The 23,979-nt window shown below is 60.2% G+C and carries 18 protein-coding genes and 1 pseudogene; 9 read left to right on the top strand and 10 right to left on the bottom strand.

Annotated features, from left to right (window positions below):
• Positions 1–18: 18 nt before the first annotated feature.
• Positions 19–1,383, top strand: coding sequence for a formimidoylglutamate deiminase (locus AC1DKH_RS13675; protein WP_477798421.1), 1,365 nt, complete (start codon positions 19–21; stop codon positions 1,381–1,383).
• Between the two features lie 106 nt (positions 1,384–1,489).
• Here the strand turns inward: AC1DKH_RS13675 and AC1DKH_RS13680 are convergent, their stop codons facing one another.
• Positions 1,490–2,059, bottom strand: coding sequence for a lipocalin family protein (locus AC1DKH_RS13680; protein WP_477752627.1), 570 nt, complete (start codon positions 2,057–2,059; stop codon positions 1,490–1,492).
• Between the two features lie 30 nt (positions 2,060–2,089).
• The gene (locus AC1DKH_RS13685; RefSeq protein ID WP_007975531.1) at positions 2,090–2,344 is read right to left on the bottom strand and encodes a hypothetical protein; all 255 of its coding nucleotides are present in this window, start codon (positions 2,342–2,344) and stop codon (positions 2,090–2,092) included.
• A 417-nt stretch (positions 2,345–2,761) separates the two neighbouring features.
• Here AC1DKH_RS13685 and AC1DKH_RS13690 point away from each other — a divergent pair.
• Positions 2,762–3,661: pseudogene (locus AC1DKH_RS13690) on the top strand (HAMP domain-containing protein); the annotation flags it as partial.
• A gap of 93 nt (positions 3,662–3,754) precedes the next feature.
• A complete protein-coding gene (locus tag AC1DKH_RS13695; protein WP_477763834.1) occupies positions 3,755–4,519 on the top strand; it encodes a methyl-accepting chemotaxis protein in 765 nt (254 codons plus the stop codon).
• 117 nt (positions 4,520–4,636) lie between these two features.
• Here AC1DKH_RS13695 and AC1DKH_RS13700 read toward each other — a convergent pair whose 3' ends face one another.
• From AC1DKH_RS13700 to AC1DKH_RS13720, 5 genes are all read right to left on the bottom strand, one after another.
• Positions 4,637–5,239, bottom strand: a complete 603-nt coding sequence (locus AC1DKH_RS13700) for a DUF924 family protein (protein ID WP_477798422.1) — start codon at positions 5,237–5,239, stop codon at positions 4,637–4,639.
• Positions 5,240–5,242: 3 nt separating this feature from the next.
• A complete protein-coding gene (locus tag AC1DKH_RS13705; protein ID WP_477798423.1) occupies positions 5,243–6,253 on the bottom strand; it encodes a class 1 fructose-bisphosphatase in 1,011 nt (336 codons plus the stop codon).
• Between the two features lie 274 nt (positions 6,254–6,527).
• Positions 6,528–7,901 carry a DUF3999 domain-containing protein gene (locus AC1DKH_RS13710; RefSeq protein WP_477798424.1) on the bottom strand — a complete coding sequence of 458 codons (1,374 nt, stop codon included), beginning with the start codon at positions 7,899–7,901 and terminating at the stop codon, positions 6,528–6,530.
• A complete protein-coding gene (locus tag AC1DKH_RS13715) occupies positions 7,898–11,089 on the bottom strand; it encodes a DUF2339 domain-containing protein (protein ID WP_477798425.1) in 3,192 nt (1,063 codons plus the stop codon). Before AC1DKH_RS13715 ends, AC1DKH_RS13710 begins: the two co-directional genes overlap by 4 nt.
• A 148-nt stretch (positions 11,090–11,237) precedes the next feature.
• Positions 11,238–13,688, bottom strand: coding sequence for a glycogen/starch/alpha-glucan phosphorylase (locus tag AC1DKH_RS13720; RefSeq protein WP_477752631.1), 2,451 nt, complete (start codon positions 13,686–13,688; stop codon positions 11,238–11,240).
• Positions 13,689–13,942: 254 nt separating this feature from the next.
• Between AC1DKH_RS13720 and AC1DKH_RS13725 the strand changes: the two genes are divergently transcribed.
• Positions 13,943–14,380 (top strand): YkgJ family cysteine cluster protein, encoded by a 438-nt coding sequence (locus AC1DKH_RS13725; protein ID WP_477752632.1) that lies wholly within the window; start codon positions 13,943–13,945, stop codon positions 14,378–14,380.
• 217 nt (positions 14,381–14,597) lie between these two features.
• On the opposite strand, the gene typA is transcribed toward AC1DKH_RS13725, so the two are convergent.
• Together typA and thiI are read right to left on the bottom strand one after the other, a co-directional pair.
• Positions 14,598–16,418 carry a translational GTPase TypA gene (gene typA, locus AC1DKH_RS13730; protein WP_477752633.1) on the bottom strand — a complete coding sequence of 607 codons (1,821 nt, stop codon included), beginning with the start codon at positions 16,416–16,418 and terminating at the stop codon, positions 14,598–14,600.
• Positions 16,419–16,557: 139 nt separating this feature from the next.
• On the bottom strand, positions 16,558–18,012 hold the full coding sequence (gene thiI, locus AC1DKH_RS13735) for a tRNA uracil 4-sulfurtransferase ThiI (protein ID WP_477752634.1): 1,455 nt from the start codon (positions 18,010–18,012) through the stop codon (positions 16,558–16,560).
• 328 nt (positions 18,013–18,340) lie between these two features.
• Between thiI and glnA the strand changes: the two genes are divergently transcribed.
• The 3 genes from glnA (at position 18,341) to AC1DKH_RS13750 (ending at position 21,180) form a co-directional block, all read left to right on the top strand.
• On the top strand, positions 18,341–19,747 hold the full coding sequence (glnA, locus tag AC1DKH_RS13740; protein ID WP_008002929.1) for a type I glutamate--ammonia ligase: 1,407 nt from the start codon (positions 18,341–18,343) through the stop codon (positions 19,745–19,747).
• 300 nt (positions 19,748–20,047) lie between these two features.
• Positions 20,048–20,563: a DUF4124 domain-containing protein gene (locus AC1DKH_RS13745; protein ID WP_477798426.1), complete on the top strand. Its 516-nt coding sequence runs from the start codon at positions 20,048–20,050 to the stop codon at positions 20,561–20,563.
• Entirely contained in the window at positions 20,560–21,180 is a 621-nt protein-coding gene (locus AC1DKH_RS13750; RefSeq protein ID WP_477763800.1) for a DUF4124 domain-containing protein, read from the top strand. The genes AC1DKH_RS13745 and AC1DKH_RS13750 overlap by 4 nt, the downstream gene beginning before the upstream one ends.
• 48 nt (positions 21,181–21,228) lie before the next feature.
• Here AC1DKH_RS13750 and AC1DKH_RS13755 read toward each other — a convergent pair whose 3' ends face one another.
• Complete coding sequence (locus AC1DKH_RS13755; protein ID WP_477752636.1) at positions 21,229–21,387, bottom strand: hypothetical protein; 159 nt, start codon at positions 21,385–21,387, stop codon at positions 21,229–21,231.
• A 23-nt stretch (positions 21,388–21,410) separates the two neighbouring features.
• On the opposite strand from AC1DKH_RS13755, the gene glnL reads away from it, so the two are divergent.
• Together glnL and ntrC are read left to right on the top strand one after the other, a co-directional pair.
• The gene (gene glnL, locus AC1DKH_RS13760; RefSeq protein WP_057712404.1) at positions 21,411–22,496 is read left to right on the top strand and encodes a nitrogen regulation protein NR(II); all 1,086 of its coding nucleotides are present in this window, start codon (positions 21,411–21,413) and stop codon (positions 22,494–22,496) included.
• A complete protein-coding gene (ntrC, locus tag AC1DKH_RS13765; RefSeq protein WP_056852210.1) occupies positions 22,493–23,929 on the top strand; it encodes a nitrogen regulation protein NR(I) in 1,437 nt (478 codons plus the stop codon). The genes glnL and ntrC overlap by 4 nt, the downstream gene beginning before the upstream one ends.
• Positions 23,930–23,979 lie beyond the last annotated feature (50 nt).

Below are 23,979 nucleotides of genomic sequence, written 5' to 3' on the forward strand. Positions count from 1 at the left end.
ACGATGGGGTGCTGAACCATGTCCGCCTTCTTTGCCGAACGCGCGCTGCTGCCTAGTGGATGGGCCAACAATGTACGTCTTGAGGTCAGCGCCGACGGCGTATTGACCCATATCCAGGCCGATTCCAAGGCAGATGGCGCCGAGCGGCTGAGCGGTCCGCTGCTGCCTGGCATGCCGAACCTGCACTCCCACGCCTTCCAGCGGGCCATGGCCGGGCTGGCGGAAGTGGCGGGCAATCCGAACGACAGTTTCTGGACCTGGCGCGATCTGATGTATCGCCTCGTCGGAAAAATCAGCCCGGAACAACTCGGTGTCATCGCCCGCCAGCTGTATATCGAAATGCTCAAGGCCGGTTACACCTCGGTCGCGGAATTTCACTACGTGCATCACGACATCAATGGTCAGCCTTATGCGGATCCGGCCGAACTGGCTCTGCGCATCAGCCAGGCAGCCAGTTCCGCGGGTATCGGCTTGACCCTGCTGCCGGTGCTCTACAGCCACTCCGGTTTCGGCGGCCAGACCCCGAACGAAGGTCAGCGTCGCTTCATCAACAGGACCGAAAACTACCTCAAGCTGCAATCGCGCCTGCAACCGGTGCTGGCGCAGCAACCGGCGCAGTCGCTCGGCTTGTGTTTCCACTCACTGCGCGCGGTTACGCCACAGCAGATCAGCGAAGTGCTGGCGGCCAGCGACAAGCAATGCCCGGTGCACATCCACATCGCCGAGCAGCAGAAAGAAGTCGACGACTGCCTGACCTGGAGCGGTCGTCGTCCGTTGCAATGGCTGTACGAAAACATCGACGTCGATCAGCGCTGGTGCCTGGTCCACGCGACCCACGCCAACCCGGAAGAAGTCACGTCGATGGCCAAGAGTCGCGCCATCGCCGGCCTGTGCCTGACCACCGAAGCCAACCTGGGCGACGGGATTTTCCCGGCGGTGGATTTCCTCGCCCAGGGCGGCCGCATGGGCATCGGTTCCGACAGTCATGTGTCATTGAGCGTGGTGGAAGAATTGCGCTGGCTGGAATACGGCCAGCGTCTGCGCGACCAACGGCGTAATCGTTTGTATGGCGCGGATCAGCCAATGGTTGGCCGCACGTTGTTCGATGCGGCGCTGGATGGCGGTGCTCAGGCGCTAGGCCAGCCGATTGGCGCGCTGGAAGTCGGCAAACGCGCCGACTGGCTGGTGCTCGATGGCAACGATCCGTATTTGGCGACAGCCAATGGTGACGGGATTCTCAATCGGTGGCTGTTTGCCGGTGGCGATCGCCAAGTGCGGGATGTGCTGGTGAATGGTCAGTGGGTGGTGCGTGACGGGCGGCATGCCGGCGAAGAAGAAAGCAGCCGTGCATTCACTCAAGTCCTGCGCGAACTTTTAGGCTGACACAAAACCCTGTAGGAGCGAGCTTGCTCGCGATGGTGTGTCAGTCGACATCGTTGTGTCTGATACTCCATCGCGAGCAAGCTCGCTCCTACAGGGTCATGCGTTGTTAGTTGGACGTCTCGGCCATCTGCTGTTCCGACGCACGCCAGATCAGCCGCGTGGTGTCGTAACCCTGCTGACGCGCCTTGCTCAGCAGTTCCTCACGCACCACACCATTCACGGTCGGCGTGCGCGACAACAGCCACAAATACTTCCGGCTCGGATCCCCGACAATGGCGGTCTTGTAGTCATCGCTGACGTACAGCACCCAGTATTCGCCCTTCGCCGTACCCGGGATCAGCCTGGAGAACCAGGTATCGAACTCGATCCACAGCTTGTCGCCCTTGCCGGGCACCTGTGGATAAGCCGTGCCATTGACCTCTTCCCATTGCCACTGCGCCGTCAGGCAGCGGTTCAACACCGCCACGTTACCGTCAGGCTTGAGCGTGTAATGGGCTTCGGATTGCGCGCAGTCGCGCTGGAAGTACATCGGCATGCGCGCCAACTCGTACCAGGTGCCCTGGTAGCGCTTGAGATTGACACTTTTGACAGTCTTGGGGGCCAATGGGTCCGGGCCAGACGTGGCACAGCCAGCCAACAACAGACCGGCAAAAAGGATGATCAATAACCGCTTCATTATTTTTCTCCCGCGGGCAAACGCCCCGGTTTACTTCAGGCCTTGGCCGGAAAACATCAGCACTTTGTCACCGGCGAACTGCACGCTGATAAAGCTGTTCTTGTCGCCCCAGGTGCAACTGGACATGCCGAGCGCACCTGAACAATCGGCAGGTTTGCCCAACAGGGTCTCCACATCGGCCTTGGCCATGCCGGCCGAGAGCTTAGAGTAGTTTTCCTGATTGACTTTGCTGCAGGCAGCCAGCAACACGCAAAACGAAAGCAGGGCGATGGAACGCAGCGACATGGTGAAACTCCGGGGGGCGTAGGGGATTGGCATGGCTGCCAAGCTGAAGCTTAGAAGAGAAAACCCCTGCGAGGTTCCGTGCCCGGCAGGCTATTTATCGGGCCACTCGTCTACCTTTTGCCGAAAATCAGCCACTTTCCTTATTCATCGAGCATTTCGTCGTTTTTCAGAGAATTCGCCTAATCTTTGGCGCCGTTCAGTCGACATAAATGCAACGCAAAGCCACGTCGGTGGCATTTGCTCCCCCATTTTGTAGAACAGCCCCTCTGCGGTAGCTCATCCATGACCAGAAACATGAAGTTCAGCCACAAGATATTGCTGGCTGCCGCCCTCGTGGTGGCCGTCGCATTCGCTTGTTTCATCCTGTTCAACGACTATCGCCAGCGCCAAACCTTGCGCAACAGCACCGAAGCCTCGATGCAGGAACTCGGCAGCCTGACCACCAGCAACATCCAGACCTGGCTGGAAAGCCGCATGCAATTGCTGCAGTCGATGGCCCAACAGATCAACGCCGACGGCAATGCTCCCGCTGGCCTGAAACGAATCATCGACCTGCCCGCCTACACCGGCAACTTCCAGCTGAGCTACTTCGGTGGTGCCGACGGCGTGATGTTCTCGGTCCCGGCGGGCAACCGTGCGGCGGACTACGACCCTCGCGCCCGCGGCTGGTACAAGGCGGCCAATAGCGCACAACAGACCATCGTCACCGAACCGTACATTGCCGCGTCTTCTGGCAAACTGGTGATCACCGTGGCCACCCCGGTGCAGCACCAGGGCCAGATGATCGGCGTCGCAGGCGCCGACATCGACCTGTCCAGCGTCAGCGCGATCATCAATTCGCTGAACTTCGGCGGTCACGGTCATGCGTTCATCGTCGGTGCCGACGGCAAGATCCTGATTCACCCGGACAGCAAGCTGGTGCTCAAGAACCTGACCGAGGCCTATCCGAGCGACACACCCAAAGTCAGCCCGGGCATGAAAGAAGTCGAGATCGACGGCAAGCGCCAGTTCATCGCCTTCACCCACGTCAACGGCGTGCCATCGGCGAACTGGTACGTGGCACTGGTGCTCGATCAGGAAACGGCGTTCTCGATGCTCAGCGAATTCCGCACCTCGGCGATCATCGCCATGGTGATTGCCGTGGTGATCATCATCGTCCTGCTGGGCATGCTGATCAGCCTGCTGATGCAGCCGCTGCTGACCATGGGCCGCGCCATGCACGACATCGCCGAAGGCGAAGGTGACCTGACCAAACGCCTGACCATTCACGGCCATGACGAATTCGGCGCGCTGGGGCTGTCGTTCAACCGCTTCGTCGAGCGCATTCACACCTCGATCATCGAAGTGTCCTCGGCCACCGGCCAGGTCAACGAAGTGGCGTTGCGTGTAGTCGCCGCCTCGAACTCGTCGATGTACAACTCCGACCAGCAAGCCTCGCGCACCAGCAGCGTCGCTGCGGCGATCAACCAGCTCGGTGCCGCCGCCCAGGAGATCGCCCAGAACGCCGCCCTCGCCTCGCAACATTCCAGCGATGCCCGCAGCCTGGCCGAAGACGGCCAACAGGTGGTGGATAAAACCATCGCGGCGATGCAGCAGCTGTCGGCCAAGATCAGCGATTCGTGCGGCAACATCGAAACCCTCAATAGCAATACGGTCAACATCGGGCAGATCCTGGAAGTGATTACCAGCATCTCCCAGCAAACCAACTTGCTGGCGCTCAACGCCGCCATTGAAGCGGCCCGCGCTGGCGAGGCCGGTCGCGGTTTTGCCGTGGTGGCCGATGAGGTGCGCAACCTCGCTCACCGCACCCAGGACTCGGCGCAGCAAGTGCAGACGATGATCGAAGAACTGCAGGTCGGCGCCCGGGCAGCGGTGGGCATCATGACTGACAGCCAGCGCCAGAGCGAAAGCAGCGTCGGCATCGCCAACCAGGCGGGCGAACGCCTGGGCAGCGTGACCCAGCGCATCGGTGAGATCGATGGCATGAATCAGTCGGTCGCCACTGCCACTGAAGAACAGACGGCCGTGGTGGAGTCGATCAACGTCGACATCACAGAGATCAACATGCTGAACCAGGAAGGTGTGGAGAACCTGCAGTCGACCTTGCGTGCGTGTGCCGATCTTGAGCAGCAGGCGGCGCGGTTGAAGCAGCTAGTTGGTAGCTTCAGGATCTGAGGCGATCTCTCCGGCCTCATCGCGAGCAAGCTCGCTCCCACAATGGATCTCCAGTGCGACAAAGATCCCTGTGGGAGCGAGCTTGCTCGCGATGGCGGCATCAGCTACAACGAAAAATCAGAACCGAGAGCCCGGTTTCGACAGAAACTCGAGCTCCTCAGCAGTACTCTCCCGCCCCAACACCGCATTGCGATGCGGAAAGCGCCCAAACTGCGCAATCACTTTCTGATGCCGCTCGGCATAGTCCAGGTAATCGCTGAACAGCGCCCGATCGATTTCCGGTTGCTGCGCCACCAGTTCGATGTAGCGCGAGACGCCTTCGTTCTGCACCGCGAGGTCTTCGCTATGCTCGAACACCAGGTAGATGAACACCCGCTGAATCGGCTGCAACTGCCGGTCGTAATCCGCGGCAATGCCTTGGGCTACCAGCTTCTGCGCCCGGAGATCGCCTGCAAAGGCTTTGGGAATATCGCGAAAGATCATTCGCGGGATCTGATCGAGCAACAGCACCAGGGCCAGCCAACCTTCGGGATGTTGCATCCACTCGGTCAATCCGCCGGCCAGTGCCTGCTCGGTCCAGTCCCCGAAACGCTCGCGCGCTTCGAGGTCCTGGCTGTCGCGCTTGCCGAACCACAATTTGCCCTTCTGCGCCGCCACTTCCCTCGCTGACTCGGAACTCCCGAACCACCAATAAAGCAACGGCTGCCAGGGCGCAGTCATGGTTTATTCCTTGTGGTAAGCCGTGACGCGGGCAACTTCTTCTTTCGAACCGAGGAACACCGCAACCCGCTGGTGCAGGCCTTCCGGCTGGATGTCGAGGATGCGCTGGTGGCCGTCGGTGGACGCACCGCCCGCTTGTTCCACCAGGAACGACATCGGGTTGGCTTCGTACATCAGGCGCAGTTTGCCTGGCTTCGACGGCTCGCGGCTGTCGCGTGGGTACATGAACAGGCCACCACGGTTCAGGATGCGGTGCACGTCGGCCACCATCGCGGCAACCCAGCGCATGTTGTAGTTCTTTTTCAGCGGGCCTTCATCGCCTGCCAGCAATTCGCCGACGTAGCGCTGTACCGGTGCTTCCCAGTGACGCTGGTTGGACGCGTTGATCGCAAATTCCTGGGTGGTTTCAGGAATGGTGATGTTTTCGTGGGTCAATACGAAACTGCCCATTTCACGGTCCAGGGTGAAGCCTTTCACACCGTCGCCCAAAGTCAGGATCAGCATGGTCTGCGGACCGTAGATCGCGTAACCGGCGGCCACTTGCTGGGTGCCTGGCTGCAGGAAGGCCTTTTCGTTCAAAGGTTCGTTCTGGCTCAGGTATTCGTTCGGGCAACGCAGTACCGAGAAGATGGTTCCGACCGGCGCGTTGATGTCGATGTTCGACGAACCGTCCAGCGGGTCGAATACCAGCAGGTACGCACCTTTCGGGTATTTGCCCGGGATCTGGTAGGCGTTGTCCATTTCTTCGGACGCCATACCGGCCAGGTGACCGCCCCATTCGTTGGCTTCGAGCAGGATCTCGTTGGAGATCACGTCGAGCTTCTTCTGCACTTCGCCCTGGACGTTTTCAGTGCCCATGCTGCCCAAAACGCCACCCAGGGCGCCTTTGGACACGGCGTGGTTGATCTCCTTGCAGGCACGCGCCACCACTTCGATCAGGAAGCGCAGATCGGCAGGAGTGTTGTTGCTGCGGGTCTGCTCAATCAAATAGCGACTCAAGGTAACGCGGGACATGGAAGGCTCCGGAGGAATGGGGGGGCTAAAAACCCGAGCAGTTTAGCGCGAGTCGGGGTGCATTTCCTCCTATCAGACGTGATCGGCTGAAGAGAGTTCATGTGCGGGGATGAGCGTAGTTGGAAATGGGCTGGGTCTGGGCCTGAGAACTGCAGTCATTTCGGCACTTTCAGTGACTGGGCGAACGCTTTCGCGAGCAGGCTCGCTCCTACAGGGGTACGCGTTCAAAATGTGGGAGCGAGCCTGCTCGCGATTGGGTGCGTAGCACCCACTGTCAGGATTTGGCAGTAGGCTTGCGCAGCAAACTGAACGCCATCGCCGCCAGGAACAAGACACTGAGCAACAACACTGCCCACAAGCCGAACTTCTTCCACTGGGTGTCCGTCGTAGCCAGCGTTTTCTCAGTCGATGCATTCGAGACCAGCGCCCCGACATCCACCATGGCCCGGCCCAGGGTCGCGAGCTTCGCCGGGCCGTAATCCGGAATCAGCATCGACAGCGGCAAGTTCGCCGCCTTCGCCGTCGTATTCCCCACAACCAGCGTGTAAGGCCCCGGCCCGCGCGCCAGGAACACCAGTTGCGTGGCGCGCACGGCAAACTTCAGCGTCGGCGCCTGATCACCCAGGCCGCCGCCGCGTTCGTCCACGGTCAGTTTCAATTGCTGGACGATTTGCCCTGACAACGGCAATTCGTTTTGCACCACATCCTGACCGTTCTGGGTCAGGCGATAGAGCAAACCGCTGCCCAACGACTGCCATGGCAGGCTGCTGTCGCGCCGACCGGCCAGACTCACCGGCGCCAGGCTGTTGGGCTGGCTCAGCTCGACCTGCACTCGCTCGACATTCAGCCCCATCGGCAACTGCCAGGTGTACTCACCCGCCTTCGTGCTGCTGCCGGTCAACGCCTGGGACCAGACCAACGGCAGCGGCAGGCTGCGGGTACTGGCGCTTTGCAGTTGCGCCGAAGTCAGCGTCGGTGCCGAATGCGGAGTGATCCACAGCAACCGCAAGTAGCGCGCCGACTGGCCCGGCAGGCCGATTTCATGCTGCTCGACCCGCTCGTCGGCAAAGGTCAGGCGCGCCACCTGCCCTTCGCCCCAGAACTGCCAATGCTGTAAATCGTCGCTGGCTTCGAGGGTGAAACGCTCGAAGCCGTCGCGCTCGCTGGTCCAGTCGAGAATCAATTGCCGCAACGGCGCCTTGATCGCGGAAGCGTCGAGCAACCAGCCGCGCAACTCCTCCTCACCCGCCTCCAGCTGACTTGAGGGCTGCACCTCGACCAAGGTGCCGTTGGCGCTCGATTGCACCCGTACGCTCGGCGCGGTTTCAGTGGCGTCCACCGAGTTGTACAACGCAAACCATTTCACCTCGGTCAAGGTACGCGTTTCACTGCTCTGCGCCGACTCCCGGGCCAGGGCATAGGCCTGAACATCACCGACGGCGTTGAACACCCGCACATCGCTCAGGTCGGCCTGCCGTGCATTCAGTTGCACGCTCAGGGGCAGTTCAAGGCGATACCAGGGGCCTTCGCCCGTCACCGACAAAGGCACTTGGGTGGTGAAGTCCGCCGGTTTTTCCTGGGCAACCGCCGACAACACCACGCCCATGGCAACAGCGGCCAGCCAACCCAGGTTCAGCTTCTGACTCAAGATGACACTCCTTCGGATTCCGCGAGCGGTTTCCCGGTATCCGGCACAGCGTCGGCGCGCTTGGGCGGCAGCGGGGCGAAATAGCCCACCACCAGCAGCAAGACGCCGACTCCAATAAACGACACGATCCGCGCCAGCCCGCCACGATTGCTCAATTCGACAAAGAACAGCTTGGCCACGACCACGCCGATCAAGGCGGCGCCGATCAGCCAGACTTCGCGGCGGCGACGCAAATGGCCGCCGATCATCAAGCTCAGGGCCATCAGGGTCCAGACGATGGACAGGCCGGCTTGTACACGCATCGACGCCAGCAACAGATCCAGCTCGAACGGCACCCCGCTCCAATGGTGCGCCGCACGCATTACCAATGCAGTAAAGAACATGAACAGCGAGGCACCTGCGACCCCTTGCGTGGCGATGGCGACGTAATCCTCGCGGACCGCCAGTTGTGTCATGGCACTGCGGGACCAGGCATAGACGCCGAACAGCGCGAACAACAGGCCGAGCTCCAGCGGGTTGATCAATGGCACGTAGGGCAGAGGTTCAGCGTTGCCGTCACTGGCGACATTCGCCAGCCAGAACCAGCCGAGCATCAGTAACGCCAGCGGCGCGGCGGCGTATACACGGTATTCCCTCGAATATGTCGACACCGGCCAAGGCCACGCGCGAGGTGCCGCCATCAGCACCAGATACAGACTTGGCAGAATCGCCCAGCCCAACCAGCGCCAGGCGTTGTATTGCTCGGACAACACCAGCAAAGCGTAACGCAGCTCCAGAGCCAGCACCCCCATCAACAGCCAGCAGCCGAGCACATGGGCGACACTCAGCACGCGCGCCGGCAGCATGGGCGCCAGACGCCGCAGGGACATGAAATGCACGACGAACACGGCGGCCCACGCCAGCCAGCCGGCGTTGGCCGCCGGGTGATAACGCGAGTGCCAGGCCGCCAGCAGCACCAGCGCCGCCGCGGGAATCAACACTGTGCAGAGCACGCCCAGTGACGGCCAACTCAGGCGCAGCGCCAACGCTGTCCACAGCGCGACACTCACGGCAGCCATGCTCAACAAAAAAGTCGCCTGCATCGGCAACGACGCGAAATGCAGCACCTCGATGACCCAGGCCAACGCCCACCAACCTGCGCCCCACACCAGCAACGCCTGGGACAACCGCAACAGACTCAACCCTTTCAACGCTCCACGCACACGACTCATCTGCAAACGCCAGGCCCCGAACATCGCGGCCAGCCCCAGCACCAGCGGCGCCCAGAACCCGCCATGGGCCAGGGGTCGCAGACCGTCACTGAGCTGCGGTCCTGTTACCAGGAACAGCGCGCCACCCAACATTTGCACAGAGAGCGCGGTGAACACGAACGTGCGCGATTGCAGACGCAAGCCAACCAACAACGTCAGCCCCCCGGCCAAGGCCCAACTGATCACCGTGCCGTGACTGAAGAAAAACAGCGGTGCCAGCAAATAGAGAAACGCCAGCCCGAGGCAAGCCAGGACTGGCAGGCCTATCAGCTCCCAGGGCCTGATCTGCTCCGGCAAGGCTTTGCGTAACTGGTAGAAGCTGAACAACAACGCGACACCCAACAACAGCGCGCCTAATGGCACACCGCCGAGCAGGCTGCTCTCGCTACTGTGCAACTCGCTGAGAAACGCCAGCGCCGACCCCAGTTGCAGGAGCAAGGCAAAGGCCCGGGCCAGGGGCCTTTGCTGACGCAGACCGAGCCAGAAGATCCCCGCGCCTTCCACCGCCCACGCCGCCGTCGTCCAGCGCGCATCAAGCCCCAGCGGAATCGCCAGACTGGCGAAGATCACCCCCAAGGCCAGGCAGGTTTCCCCCAGCAACAGCGTGCGCCCGGCCATCAGCCAACGGGCGAGTCCCATGTAAATCATGCCCAGCGTCAAGGCACTGAACGCCGCAGCGAATTCCAGATGCTGCACCAGTGCGAACTGCAAGCCGAAACCCACCAGCGGCGGGCCAAACAGCAGTGTGCCGTCGACGTAGTCACCCTTGCGCGCCGACCACTGCAGCAGCGCTTCGCGATTGCCCTCTGCCGGTGCATCGCTCATCGCCATCAACTTGCGCCGGGCGTACAACAGACCAATGGCCAGGTACATCAGGAAAAACACAATCAGGAACGGCTCGGTGCTCCACAGCAACTCCGGCGAGTAGGAGCGCAGGCCCCAGGCGAAACCGATGCCGAAGGTGCCGGTGAATCCGATGACATTCAACAGCCGCCAGGCCTTGAACCAGGCGATGGCGAGGATGCCGGCATTGAGCAGGGCAAAGTAACTGAACAGCGCGACGTGGCTGCCGGCGCCGGTGGAGGCCAGGATGGGCGCGGCGAAGCCACCCAGTGCGGCAGCGGCGGCCAGCCCCAGGGAGTCCTGGGTAATGGCGAGAATCGCCGAACAGATCGTCACCGCCACCAGCAGGCCAAACGCCGCCGAGGGATCGAGCAACGGATGCAGGCGCATCGCGGCAAACACTGTCAGGTACAACACGGCGATCCCGGTGCCCTGCAAGATCAACGCGTAACTGCTGTTGCGCGCTCGTAACCACCAACCCAATCCGAGCAACCCCAAGGCTGCGGCCGCCACACCGGCGTAGCGCAACTCAACCGGCACCACCACGCCTTCAGTGGCATAGCGCAGCAGAAAGGCCAGGCCGAGGAACAGCAACACCACGCCGACCCGCAAGACTGTATTGCCGCCGAACAGCCAGGCGCGGGCGCGACTGATGGCGCGGTCGATGAGGTTCGGGCCATGCGGGGGGACAGGTGGTTGTGCCTCACGAGCAGTCGGCTCGGATTTCCAGGCATCGGCGACTTCGCTGGCCGCTGCGGGGATTGGCTCGAGCTCGGGCGGCAGCTCCCAGATCAATTCCGGGACTACGGCAGGTGTTTCATCAAGGAGGGCTTCAGGCGATACCAGCGGTTCACGGGTTTCCGGCGCCTTGACGCCTGATGCTTCAAGCACTGCCAGCCGTTGCTCGACCGCTTGCAGCGCAACCTGTGCCTGTTCCAGCAAGTGCTGCTGCTCGGCTGCCCGAGCGTCCATGCGAGCCATGCGAACGGCTTGGCCGACACCCAATCCGAGTAACGCGCCCAGCAGTGCATCACTGAATGACTCGTCGAGTATCCAGCCGAGCACCAGCCCGATCAGCATGAAAATCCATTGCATGGTCGATATCCCTAAGCTCAATCCCGAAAGATTAGCGTAACCAGCGCCCAAAAGATCGCAGCCTTCGGCACCTCCTACGCGATCCTGTAGGAGCTGCCGAAGGCTGCGATCTTTTCCGGCGCGCCAGTATATCCACCTGCCTGAAGACTTACTCCAGCGCCTTCCAGATCTCCGTGGCGTACTCGCGAATGGTCCGGTCCGACGAGAACCAGCCCATCCGCGCCGTGTTCAACACCGCCGAACGCCACCACTGGTTCGAATCGTGCCAATGGGCTTCGACGCGCATCTGTGCATTCCAGTACGAGTCGAAATCGGCGCAGACCAGGAAGCGGTCGAAATCTACCAACGAGTCTATCAGGCCGGTGTAACGGGACGGATCATCCGGCGAGAACACGCCGCCGCGAATCGCTTGCAGCACATCGTTGAGGCGATGGGAGGCGGCGATATCCGGTGCCGCATTGAACTCATGGTTCTGTTTACGCGCCTCGACCTGCTGTGCGCTGAGACCAAAGATGAACATGTGCTCGGTGCCGATGCGCTCGCTCATTTCCACGTTGGCGCCGTCCAGGGTGCCGATGGTCAGCGCCCCGTTCAGGCCGAATTTCATGTTGCTGGTGCCTGACGCTTCGAAACCGGCGGTGGAGATCTGCTCGGACAAATCCGCCGCCGGAATGATGCTCTCCGCCAGGCTGACGTTGTAGTTGGGCAGGAACACCACTTTGAGCAAGCCGCGCACGGTCGGGTCGTTGTTCACCACCCGGGCGATGTCGTTGGTCAGTTTGATGATCAGTTTGGCTTGGTGATAACTCGCGGCGGCCTTGCCGGCAAAGATTTTCACCCGTGGCACCCAGTCGATTTCAGGTTCCGCGCGAATCGCCTGGTACAACGCCACGGTGTGCATCAGGTTGAGCAACTGGCGTTTGTATTCGTGGATTCGCTTGACCTGCACGTCGAACATCGCTGCCGGGTTGACCGCGACGCCCAGCCGCTCATGAATCAGGTACGCCAGGGCTTTCTTGCTGTGCAGGCGTTGCTCGGCAAATGCCTTGCGGAATGCATTTTTCTCGGCGAACGGTTCGAGGGCGAGCAAACGCTCTTCCGGGTTGTCCAGCACTTGCGGCCCGAGGACATCGACCAGCATCGAGGTCAGCTCGGGGTTGGCCTGATACAGCCAGCGGCGGAAGGTGATGCCGTTGGTTTTGTTGTTGATCCGCTCCGGGTAGAGCTTGTGCAGTTCGGAGAACACCGTTTGGCGCATCAGTTGCGTGTGCAACCCGGACACACCGTTGATGCTGTGGGAACCTAGAAACGCCAGGTTGCCCATGCGCACCCGGCGTCCGTTGTCTTCTTCGATCAGCGATACCGCGCGCAACACGTCGAAGTCGTGGATGCCTTTGGCCCGCAGGGAGTCGATGTGCTGGGCGTTGATCAGGTAAATGATCTGCATGTGCCGTGGCAGCATGCGCTCCATCAAACCCACTGGCCAGGTTTCCAGCGCTTCGGGCAGCAGGGTGTGGTTGGTGTAGGAAAGCGTGTCGACCGTCACTTGCCACGCCGCATCCCACGCCACGTCGTAGACGTCCACCAACTGGCGCATCAGTTCGGCGACGGCAATCGAGGGGTGAGTGTCATTGAGCTGGATCGCCGCGTGATCGCCCAGGGTCAGTACCGAGGTGTGCATGTTGCGATGGCGGCGCAGCAAATCCTGCAGGGACGCGGCGACAAAGAAGTATTCCTGACGCAAGCGCAGTTCCTGGCCGGCTTCGGTACTGTCCGCTGGATAGAGCACGCGGGAGATACTCTCGGCCCGGGCTACTTCGGCCACGGCGCCCAGGTGATCGCCGGCGTTGAAACGCTCCAGGTGCAGATCTTCCATGGCCCGGGCGCGCCACAGGCGCAGGGTGTTGACGCTCGCCCCGCGCCAGCCGACCACCGGCGTGTCGTAGGCAATGGCCCGTACGGTTTCCGCCGGGTGCCAGACTTGCCTGGACTTACCGCTGTCATCGGTCACGGTTTCAACGCTGCCGCCAAAGCCGATCGGATAAACCACTTCAGGCCGCTCGAATTCCCAGGGGTTGCCGAAATCCAGCCAGTGTTCGGTCTGCTCTTGCTGCCAGCCATCGACAATCGCCTGGCGGAACAACCCGTGCTCATAGCGGATGCCGTAGCCATGACCGGCGATACCGAGGGTCGACATGCTTTCCAGGAAACACGCCGCCAGACGCCCGAGGCCGCCGTTGCCCAGGGCCGCATCGGGCTCCAGCAAGCGGATGCGCTCAAGATCGACACCGAGTTCGGTCAGGGCTTCGCGGGCCACGTCGAGCAGGCCGAGGTTGCTCAGGCTGTCGAACAGCAGCCGACCGATGAGAAATTCCAGGGAGAGGTAATAAACGCGCTTCTGACCTTTGCGGTAGATCTGCCGCGTATGGTCCATCCAGTGCTCGACCATGTGGTCCCGCGCGGCCAGGGCAATGGCTTCGAACCAGTCATGGTCGAAGGCGTGATCCGGGTCTTTACCCACTGCGTAAGTGAGTTTGGTCAAGACGGCGTCGCGAAATGCGGCCACCTCTGCTTCGCGAACAAGTGGTTCTTGAGTCATCGATAGGACCTCGAGCGAGCTTGGGTTGTCTGAGCCTAGACGGTCTGACAGGCGGTAGAGGCTCTGGTTCGGCAGTTTTTCCTGTAAGTGCGAATCGGGTCGGCAATACATTGTCGTATACCTGATTCAATGCAGGGGCCGTGCCGGATTAGCGGCTTATTGGCCGGCAGTGAAAAAATCTGGCGAAAGGTTGTTCAAAAATCCACCAGTCCCGGTATGATCGCGCGCCCTGATGCACACGCTGGTAACAAACGATGATGAAGCCGAACCTGATCGCTGCCGCAGAGATCGACCGCCTCGATACCTGGGCCAAGTACTCTGCCCCGATGTGCGGCTCGTGCATGTCCAGCTGCTGCACCCTGCCCGTCGAGGTCAAGATCAAGGACCTGATCCGCATCGGCGTGGTTGATGAGTTCGAGCTGGGCGATCCGCCGAAGAACATCGCCAAACGCCTGCAAAAGGAAGGGTTGGTCGAGCGTTTCAACCAGAAGTCAGGAATCTTTACCCTCCAGCGCATGAGCAACAACGATTGCCTGTACCTGGATCGTAAGAGCCGTCTGTGCACTATTTATGAAAAGCGCCCGGATACCTGCCGCAACCACCCGAAAATCGGCCCGCGGCCGGGGTATTGCGCGTACAAGCCGAAAGAAGTGGAGCGCGTGCAGAATTCGCGGAGTATCGAGCGGTTCTGATACCCCCGGAATTTGCGGCGCTGGTACTGGCCTCATCGCGAGCAAGCTCGCTCCCACAGGGGTTCTGTGGTGTTCACACAATTTGTGGTTCACCTCGAACACTGTGGGAGCGAGCTTGCTCGCGATGAGGCCAGTACAAACGCCACACAAACCCCAGACAAACAAAAACGCCCCCGGCCTTTCGACCGGGGGCGTTTTTGTTAAGCAAGGCTAAATCTTATGCCTTGGCTTTCTTGGCAGCGCGGGTACGCTCGCCTTCGTCCAGGATCTTCTTGCGAAGACGGATGGACTTAGGAGTCACTTCACACAGCTCGTCGTCCTGGATGAATTCCAGAGCCTGTTCCAGGGTGAAGCGAACAGGTGGAACCAGAGCGATGGTTTCGTCTTTACCCGAAGCACGCATGTTGTCGAGCTTCTTGCCTTTGGTTGGGTTGACGCCCATGTCGTTGTCACGGCTGTTCAGACCAACGATCTGACCGTTGTAGATCTCTTGACCGTGTTCAACAAACAGCTTGCCACGCGCCTGGAGAGTTTCCAGGGAGTAGGTCAGAGCCTTGCCGGTTTCTACCGATACCAGAACACCGTTCTGACGGCCGGACATGTCGCCGGACTTCATGGTGTCGTAGCGATCGAAGATCGAGGTCAGGATGCCAGCACCGTTGGTCAGGGTCAGGAACTGGTTACGGAAACCGATCAGACCACGAGCAGGGATGTTGTATTCCAGACGCACACGGCCTTTGCCATCCGGCACCATGTTGGTCAGGTCGCCCTTACGCAGGCCCATCTCTTCCATAACCTTGCCCTGGGATTCCTCAGGGGTGTCGATGGTTACGTTTTCGAACGGTTCCTGCTTCACGCCGTCAACCTGACGGATGATCACTTCAGGACGACCAACGCCCATTTCGAAGCCTTCGCGACGCATGGTTTCGATCAGTACCGAAAGGTGCAGCTCACCACGACCGGAAACCTTGAACTTGTCGGCCGAGTCGCCTTCTTCAACGCGCAGTGCAACGTTGTACAGCAACTCTTTGTCCAGACGTTCCTTGATGTTACGGGAAGTCACGAACTTGCCTTCTTTACCGCAGAAAGGCGAGTCGTTTACCTGGAAGGTCATGGAAACGGTTGGCTCGTCAACGGTCAGAGGCTTCATCGCCTCGACATTGTCCGGCTGGCACAGGGTGTCGGAGATGAACAGCGAGTCCATACCGCTCACGCACACGATGTCGCCGGCGAAAGCTTCTTCAACGTCGATACGGTGCAGGCCGTGGTGACCCATCAGCTTCAGGATACGACCGTTACGCTTCTTGCCGTCGGCGCCGATAGCCACAACCGGGGTGTTCGGCTTGACGCTACCACGAGCGATACGGCCAACGCCGATAACACCCAGGAAGCTGTTGTAGTCCAGTGCCGAGATTTGCATCTGGAACGGACCATCACGGTCAACCTTCGGTGCTGGTACGTTGTCGACGATCGACTGGTACAGCGGGGTCATGTCTTCAGCCATGTCGGTGTGTTCCAGACCGGCAATACCGTTCAGGGCCGAGGCGTAGACGACTTTGAAGTCCAGCTGTTCTTCGGTGGCACCCAGGTTGTCGAACAGGTCGAAGATCTGGTCCAGAACCCAGTCCGGACGCGCGCCTGGACGGTCAACCTTGTTGATGCACACGATTGGACGCAGGCCGGCTTCGAAAGCCTTCTTGGTCACGAAACGGGTTTGCGGCATAGGGCCGTCTTGAGCGTCAACCAGCAGCAGAACGGAGTCGACCATCGACATTACACGTTCAACTTCACCGCCGAAGTCGGCGTGGCCCGGGGTGTCCACGATGTTGATGTGGTAGCCGTTCCAGTTGATGGCGGTGTTTTTCGCCAGAATGGTAATACCGCGCTCTTTTTCCTGGTCGTTGGAGTCCATCACGCGCTCGTCGTTGAGCTCGTTGCGCTCCAGGGTGCCGGATTGACGCAGGAGTTTGTCTACCAGGGTGGTCTTACCATGGTCAACGTGGGCAATGATGGCGATGTTGCGTAGATTTTCGATCACTTGTGTATCTCGATCAGAGGATTCGGTGTGCTGACAAGTCTTGGCAGCGATTAACAGTAGCGTCCGTGAAAGCCGTTACAGCTTGACGGTGGCATCGGGGGGCCGGTGACGCAGGCCACAGGCAAACAGCCCCGGGCACTTAGCTCGGTCGATAAACGCGCACATTGGCATGCCCCTCACTGAGCAAATGGTGGGCATGCAGGCGACTCATCACGCCTTTGTCGCAATACAGCAGGTACTGGCGAGTAGGGTCCAGTTCCTTGAAACGAGCGTTCACTGCATAAAACGGCATCGTTTGTACCTCGATGCCAGCGAGGTCCAGCGGGTCGTCTTCAGCGGCATCCGGGTGACGGATGTCGATGACGATCTGACCGGCCAGCGCTTCGCTGACTTCTTCAATCTGCAAGTCCTGGCCCAGTTCATCGATCACGCGATCGATCGGCACCAGTTTGGCGTTTTCGAGCGCACGCTCGAGTACCGCCATATCGAATTCTTTCTCTTCATGCTCGACGCGATAGCGCTTGGCCGCTGTCTTCGGATTGACCGAGATGACGCCGCAGTACTCCGGCATGTGCCGGGCGAAATCGGCGGTACCGATTTCGATTGCCGTGTCGATAATGTCCTGCTTGTGGCTGGCGATCAGCGGACGCAACACCAGCTTGTCGGTCACGCAGTCGATCACTGACAGGTTTGGCAACGTCTGGCTCGACACCTGGGAGATCGCCTCACCGGTTACCAGCGCCTCGATGTGCAGTCGATCGGCAATTTGGGAGGAAGCGCGCAACATCATACGCTTCAATACTACGCCCATATGACTGTTATCGACTTTGCCGAGAATTTCGCCCAGCACTTCCTCGAACGGCACACTGACAAATAGCACGCGTTGGGAGCTGCCGTACTTCTTCCAGATGAAATGCGCGACTTCCATGACGCCCAGTTCGTGGGCACGTCCGCCCAGATTGAAGAAGCAGAAGTGCGCCATCAGGCCACGGCGCATGATCTGGTAGGCCGCCACGGTGGAATCGAAGCCGCCGGACATCAGCACCAGCGTCTGCTCCAGGGCGCCCAGCGGATATCCGCCGATGCCGTTGTGCTGGCTGTGGATCACGAACAACCGTTGGTCGCGAACTTCGATCCGGACTTCGATTTCCGGAGCTTTCAGGTCGATCCCGGCGGCGCCGCACTCGCGACGCAGCTTGCTGCCGACGTATTTTTCGACGTCCATCGAGCTGAACGTGTGCTTGCCCGCACGCTTGCAGCGCACCGAGAAAATCTTCCCGGCCAGCGCATCGCCGTAGTGGTGTTTGCACTTTTCGGTGATGTCGTCGAAGTCGCCCAGCGGGTACTCGTCGATCTGCAGAAAGTGCGCGATGCCCGGCATGCAGGTCAGGCGCTCACCCATCTCTTTCAAGGCTTTCGGGTCGGTGACGCGGGTTTCCAGCTCGAGATTGTCCCACACGCCGCTCACCACCACGGCCGGGTCCAGATCGCGGAGCACGGCGCGGATGTTTTTGGCCAACTGGCGGATAAATTTCGTCCGGACAGGTCGACTCTTGATGGTGATCTCGGGGAAGACTTTTACGATTAATTTCATGGAAACAGCGCGCGCAGGGCCTGCCGAAAAAGGGGGGCGCGGATTATAGCGGAAATTGCTCAAGGTTTAACCAGTTAATGTGCAGAAGGTTTCGCGCGCACCAAAACAGGTCATTTGTTGAAATGAGCGCCACATTGTAGGGCGGGATTTTCCGCTTTAAGGTACTTTTCCGCCTGACAGGCGTGAAATTGGGGCAAAAAACCCATGCTGGGGCACTGGCATGCAATTTGCTCCCTTGTGAGGCAGGTTGCCTTGGCAGAGTATTCGCGCCGGCATCACCCACATTTAAGGGCATCCATTACCAGCCCGAAGCCACCCGGAGGACACTATGTCGAAGTCGGTTCAACTCATCAAAGATCATGACGTCAAGTGGATTGATCTGCGCTTCACGGACACCAAAGGCACTCAGCACCACGTGACCATGCCGGCTCGCGATGCGCTGGATGACGACTTCTTCGAAGTCGGCAAAATGTTCGACGGTTCCTCCATCGCTGGCTGGAAAGGCATCGAAGCCTCCGACATGATCCTGATGCCGGACGACTCCACCGCTGTTCTGGATCCGTTCACCGAAGAACCGACCCTGATCCTGGTCTGCGACATCATCGAGCCTTCGAGCATGCAAGGCTACGATCGCGACCCACGTGCGATCGCCAAGCGCGCCGAAGAGCACCTGAAAGCCACCGCTATCGGTGACACCGTGTACGCCGGTCCAGAGCCAGAGTTCTTCATCTTCGACCAGGTCAAGTTCAAGTCCGACATTTCCGGCTCCATGTTCAAGATCTACTCTGAACAAGGTTCGTGGATGTCCGACCAGGACATCGAAGGCGGCAACAAAGGCCACCGTCCAGGCGTCAAAGGCGGCTACTTCCCGGTTCCACCGTTCGACCACGACCACGAAATCCGTACCTCCATGTGCAACGCACTGGAAGAAATGGGCCTGACCGTCGAAGTTCACCACCACGAAGTGGCGACTGCCGGCCAGAACGAAATCGGCGTCAAGTTCAACACCCTGGTGAAGAAAGCCGACGAAACCCAAACCCTGAAGTATGTCGTGCACAACGTAGCCGATGCCTACGGCCGTACCGCTACCTTCATGCCTAAGCCGCTGTACGGCGACAACGGCTCGGGTATGCACGTACACATGTCCATCTGGAAAGATGGCAAGAACACCTTCGCAGGCGAAGGCTATGCCGGCCTGTCCGATACCGCTCTGTACTTCATCGGCGGCATCATCAAGCACGGTAAGGCCCTGAACGGCTTCACCAACCCGGCGACCAACTCCTACAAGCGTCTGGTTCCAGGCTTCGAAGCTCCAGTGATGCTGGCCTACTCGGCTCGCAACCGCTCCGCTTCGATCCGTATTCCTTACGTGTCGAGCCCGAAAGCCCGCCGTATCGAAGCACGCTTCCCGGATCCTGCTGCCAACCCGTACCTGTGCTTCGCCGCACTGTTGATGGCTGGTCTGGACGGCATCCAGAACAAGATCCACCCTGGCGATGCCGCTGACAAAAACCTGTACGACCTGCCGCCTGAAGAGGCCAAAGAGATCCCACAAGTTTGCGGCAGCCTGAAAGAAGCCCTGGAAGAGCTGGACAAAGGTCGTGCGTTCCTGACCAAAGGCGGCGTTTTCAGCGACGACTTCATCGACGCTTACATCGCCCTGAAAAGCGAAGAAGAAATCAAGGTACGTACCTTCGTACATCCACTGGAATACGAGCTGTACTACAGCTGCTGATCCGGTAGCGCCTGCGCAAGCGGCGTGACAAAAAGAGGCCTCCTTCGTGGAGGCCTTTTTTATTGCCAATGAATATCGAAAACGCTATGGAACCTTGTAGGAGCTGGCTTGCCAGCGAATGCGGTATGTCAGTCGACGTTTATGTTGAATGGTCAGACGCTTTCGCTGGCAAGCCAGCTCCTACAGGGGTTTTCTGCGCTCAGGATGTCTCGACAAATTACACTCAAATGTTACCTGCTTGGGACAAACACCCAGCCTGGCCTATGCTGCAACCCAATGCTTTCGTTTCCGGTCAATTCCATGGGTCGCGGTTTTCTCTTCATCCTGCTGCTGATCGTTCTGCCCGCCACGGCGCAGATCTACAAGTACACGGACGCCAACGGCGCCACCGCGTACAGCAATCAACCGCCTGACGGCGTCAGCGCCCATCCGGTCGACTTGCCGCCCCTCAACAGCGTCGAGCGCCAGCCTCCCGGCGAGGCCGCACCTGCTGCTGAAGCCGCTCGCAATGAACCGCCCCACAAGGCCTATGAAGTACTGGCGCTGACCGGCCTGCCCACCACCGAAGCCCTGCGTGCCAACAACGGCACGTTCACCATAACGGTACTGATCAAGCCGCGCCTGCAAGCCCCCCACCTGTTGCAGCTACTGCTGGACGATCAGCCCTACGGCCAGCCAGGCAATGTGCCGACCCTGCAACTGGTGAACATCGATCGCGGCGAACACCGTCTCGCCGTACAAGTGATCGACGGGGAAAACGTTGTGCAGCAGAGCCCTGCGGAGACATTCACTGTACAGCGGGTGCACAAGCCTTGAAGGCGTGGCTACTGATCACCTGCCTGATCGCCCTGCCCGCCTCGGCAGAGGTCTTCATGTATGTCGACGCCCAGGGCAATCGGGTTTTCACCGACCAGCCCAAATCCGGCAACGCCAAGCGTGTACCGCTGACAATGAGCAATCGAATAGCGGCCAACCCCAACAGTGCAGCGCCGTTGCTTGCCCAGAGCAGTCCCGAAGTACAAGCGCTGCTCCACTATGAGGTGCTGCGCATCCTGATCCCGGAACCCGACGCAACCATCCGCAGCAATACCGGCGAAGTCATCGTCAGCGCCACCAACGAACCCGCCCTGCAACCCGGTCACAGCTACCGGTTGCTGCTCGACGGCCAGCCCACCGCCGAACCCGGCCTGAGCCCGGTGTTCCCATTGAGCAACATCGATCGCGGCAGCCATACCCTGTCGGTGGAAATCCTCGACGAACAGGGGCGCATCGTCGAACGCACCGCCAACCAACCTTTCCACATGCAGCGCACGTCTCTCGCCCAGAAGCGCAAGATCAAACCCTGCACTCTCGAAGACTACGGCCAGCGGCCGGAATGCCAGCTCAACAACAAACCCGCCGAAGAAAAAAATCCATTCTTGCGACTGTTCTAACCTCGTTCAGGTTTGCGCACTATATTGGTGCAATTGCTTGCACCGTACTCACATCCCAACCCATTTTGGTTCGAAAGTACCCGCCAAAGCTGGCAAAGCGCCACGCAAACGAGCGTCAAACGCCCGTTTCAGGCGCTGAACGCTTCTTTTCGGAGCCTTGGTTTGGTTTTTGCATTTTGCCCGTACCAGCGCTTTTTTCTTGCGCATGCTCTGCCCTAAAAGAGGTCCCGATGACCATTAGCGACGCACTCCACCGTTTGCTACTCGACAACCTCACCACTGCCACCATCCTGCTCGACGCCGAACTGCGCCTCGAGTACATGAACCCGGCGGCGGAGATGCTGCTGGCCATCAGCGGTCAACGCAGCCATGGGCAGTTCATCAGTGAGTTGTTTACCGAATCGACCGAGGCGCTGAACTCGTTGCGCCAGGCCGTCGAACAAGCTCACCCGTTCACCAAGCGCGAAGCCATGCTCACCGCCCTCACCGGCCAGACCCTGACCGTCGACTACGCGGTAACACCGATTCTGAGCAACGGCGACACGATGCTGCTGCTCGAAGTCCACCCTCGTGACCGCCTGCTGCGGATCACCAAGGAAGAAGCACAGCTATCGAAACAGGAAACCAGCAAGATGCTGGTGCGCGGCCTTGCCCATGAAATCAAGAACCCCTTGGGCGGGATTCGCGGCGCGGCACAATTGCTCGCCCGGGAGCTGCCGGAAGAAAGCCTGCGCGACTACACCAACGTCATCATCGAAGAAGCCGACCGCCTGCGTAACCTGGTGGACCGCATGCTCGGCTCCAACAAGCTTCCATCGCTGGCCATGTGCAACGTCCATGAAGTACTTGAGCGTGTCTGCCATCTGGTGGAGGCCGAAAGCCAGGGCTGCATCACCTTGGTGCGCGATTACGATCCAAGCATCCCCGACGTCCTGATCGACCGCGAGCAAATGATTCAGGCCGTGCTGAACATCGTGCGCAATGCCATGCAGGCCATCAGCAGCCAGAACGAACTGCGCCTGGGTCGCATCAGCCTGCGCACACGCGCCATGCGCCAGTTCACCATCGGCCATGTACGTCATCGCCTGGTGACCAAGATCGAGATCATCGACAACGGCCCGGGCATTCCTGCGGAACTGCAGGAAACCATCTTTTTTCCCATGGTCAGCGGTCGTCCGGACGGTACCGGGCTGGGCCTGGCCATTACCCAGAACATCATCAGCCAGCACCAGGGCCTGATCGAATGTGACAGCCACCCCGGCCACACCACTTTCTCGATCTTTCTGCCACTGGAACAAGGAGCCACATCGACATGAGCCGTAGTGAAACCGTGTGGATCGTCGATGACGACCGTTCTATCCGTTGGGTCCTGGAAAAAGCCCTGCAGCAGGAAGGCATGACCACGCAAAGCTTCGACAGCGCCGATGGTGTGATGAGCCGCCTGGCGCGCCAGCAGCCGGACGTGATCATTTCCGACATCCGCATGCCCGGCGCCAGCGGCCTGGACCTTCTGGCGCGGATTCGCGAGCAGCATCCACGGCTGCCAGTGATCATCATGACCGCTCACTCCGATCTGGACAGCGCTGTCGCGTCCTATCAGGGCGGCGCCTTCGAGTACCTGCCCAAGCCGTTCGACGTCGACGAAGCTGTTTCCCTGGTCAAACGCGCCAACCAGCACGCCCAGGAACAACAAGGCCTGGAAGTCGCCCCGACCCTGACCCGCACCCCGGAAATCATCGGCGAAGCGCCGGCGATGCAGGAAGTATTTCGCGCCATCGGGCGCTTGAGCCACTCCAACATCACCGTACTGATCAATGGCGAATCGGGTACCGGTAAAGAGCTGGTGGCCCACGCCCTGCACCGTCACAGCCCGCGGGCAGCGTCGCCGTTCATCGCGCTGAACATGGCGGCGATCCCCAAAGACCTGATGGAATCCGAACTGTTCGGCCACGAGAAAGGCGCGTTCACCGGCGCGGCCAACCTGCGGCGCGGGCGCTTCGAACAGGCTGACGGCGGCACGCTGTTCCTCGATGAAATCGGCGACATGCCGGCTGACACCCAGACCCGCTTGCTTCGCGTACTGGCTGATGGCGAGTTTTACCGCGTCGGCGGTCATGTGCCGGTGAAGGTCGATGTGCGCATCATCGCTGCGACTCACCAGAATCTGGAAACCCTGGTGCATGCCGGAAAATTCCGTGAGGACTTGTTCCATCGCCTCAACGTGATCCGCATCCACATCCCGCGCCTGTCGGACCGTCGCGAAGACATCCCGACCCTGGCCAAGCACTTCCTCAGCCGCGCAGCCCAGGAGCTGGCCGTCGAGCCAAAGCTGCTGAAAAGCGAAACCGAGGAATACCTGAAGAACCTGCCGTGGCCCGGCAACGTGCGGCAGCTGGAGAACACCTGCCGCTGGATCACGGTGATGGCTTCGGGTCGCGAAGTGCACATCGGCGACCTGCCACCGGAGCTGCTGAGCCTGCCACAGGATTCGGCGCCCGTGACCAACTGGGAGCAGGCCCTGCGCCAGTGGGCTGACCAGGCGCTGGCCCGTGGTCAGTCGAGCCTGCTCGACAGCGCCGTGCCGGCCTTCGAGCGGATCATGATCGAGACCGCCCTCAAGCACACCGCCGGCCGCCGCCGCGATGCCGCCGTGTTGCTGGGCTGGGGGCGCAACACCTTGACCCGCAAGATCAAGGAATTGGGGATGAAGGTGGATGGCGGGGATGATGATGAGGGGGATGAGGGCTAATCAGCCTCTAGTACTTCGCTGATCGTTAGACCCAATCGCGAGCAAGCTCG

Source organism: Pseudomonas sp. 05L36 (assembly GCF_056398125.1).